Origin of the sequence: Paraburkholderia sp. EB58, assembly GCF_050436665.1 — a bacterium.
GTDB lineage: Bacteria > Pseudomonadota > Gammaproteobacteria > Burkholderiales > Burkholderiaceae > Paraburkholderia.
In genome coordinates this window covers 1-1,552 of the sequence record NZ_JBNDMQ010000101.1, presented here as the reverse complement: position 1 = coordinate 1,552, position 1,552 = coordinate 1, and the positions used below count along the sequence as shown (strand labels likewise).

General features: G+C 63.2%; 2 protein-coding genes. One reads left to right on the top strand and one right to left on the bottom strand.

The features are described from left to right. Nucleotides 1–2 precede the first annotated feature (2 nt). Entirely contained in the window at nt 3–584 is a 582-nt protein-coding gene (locus P3T40_RS44890; protein ID WP_429274088.1) for a hydrolase, read from the bottom strand. A 145-nt stretch (nt 585–729) separates the two neighbouring features. Here P3T40_RS44890 and P3T40_RS44885 point away from each other — a divergent pair, with 145 nt between their 5' ends. Further along, nucleotides 730–1,398: a TetR/AcrR family transcriptional regulator gene (locus tag P3T40_RS44885; RefSeq protein WP_429274087.1), complete on the top strand. Its 669-nt coding sequence runs from the start codon at nt 730–732 to the stop codon at nt 1,396–1,398. Nucleotides 1,399–1,552: the final 154 nt, after the last annotated feature.

Genomic DNA, 1,552 nt, shown 5'->3' with positions numbered 1-1,552 from the left:
CATCAGCCGGCGAGCGCCTCGAGTACGTCGCCGGATTGCCGCACGAGACCGAGCCTCGGGAAGATGTAATTGAGCGACGCATGGTGATGCTCAGGCGCGCCGCAGCTCATTGCGTCCTCGACGAGCACCAGCGAGTATCCGTGCTCGTGCGCGGCGCGGGCCGTCGACTCGACGCCGATGTTCGTCGAAATCCCGCCGAGCACAATGGTTTCGATGCCGCGACGCCGCAATTGCAGGTCGAGTTCGGTGCCGTAAAAAGCGCTCCATTGGCGCTTCGTGATCTTGATGTCGCGCTCCTCCACCGCCAGTTCGGCGGGGAAGTCCCACCAGTTCGAGGGCAGTCCGCCGGCGGGGAGCGCGATGGCCTGATCGACGGGCTGCTTCAGTGCATCGCCGAAGTCGGCGCTCCAGCCCACCCGGACCAGGACAACCGGCGCGTTGACTTCCCGGAAGCGCTTTGCGAGCGTTGCTGCGGTAGCCAGCGCGGCAGCGCCTGGGCGGGGTGCTTTGCCGAATCCGAGAATGCCCTGCTGAAGATCAATCAGAACGAGAGCGGTAGTCTTGGGGTCAAGTTTCTGCAACATGATGGTCTTCCGTTGAAAGCGGTGAGCCGCTGGTGTATTGTGAGGGGGTGCTCACAAACAGTATATGAGAATGTCCTCACAAACGTCAACAACTTCTAATACGGGCGGGGCGAAGGCGCCGCGCCGCGCCCGCGGACATGCGCGAGTGGCGTCGTTGCTGGAGGCCGCAGGCGCGGAATTCGCCGAACGAGGGTACGAAGCAACGACGATGACAGCGATTGCTACCCGCGCGGGGGCGTCGATCGGTTCGCTTTACCAGTTCTTTCCGACGAAAGAGCAGGTCGCAGTTACGCTAATCGAGCAGTACGTGATCGAGCTTGAAGCAGCGTTCGGCCAGCTGAGCGAGAAGGTGCCCTTGCTTGACGTATCGGTCGTTGCGGGCCGGCTGACGATGTTATTCGTGGCGTTTCGCACGACGCACCCCGCTTTCGTGGGGCTGGTCGACGCTCTTGATGTCGTGCTGCCCGGCGCCACCGGCGTGCGCGAAAGATTGCGCAAAGGAATCGCATCTGTGTTGGCCGTCCTCGCGCCGCGACTGTCCGTGGAAGAAGCTTTGTTCCGGGCCGTGGTTGTCCAGCATCTTATGAAGGCAGCCGTCACGCTGAGCTACGACGCGAGCGTGGTTGACCATCACGCGGCGATGCTGGAGTTCCAGCACGTGGTAGAGCACTACCTCAAGGACGTGATGGAAGCCGGGCGTGGCGGGCAGACCGGCACAGCGCAACGAGGCGCCGCACGCAAGGGGCGCTCCCCGTCGGCCAACGGCGCTGGTACGAAGAGCAAGGGCAAGTCGGGCTCGCGGCCGCTCCCCTGACATGGGTTTCGGGCATCCGTAGATAGACGAGCAGGGAAATGGCGGCCCATATCGTGACGTACCAGAAGAAGTACGGCTCATGGCCGGACGCCTTGAACCGCAACGCGACAAATTCCGTCGTGCCGCCGAGGATCGCTGTCGTCAGCGCGTAGGG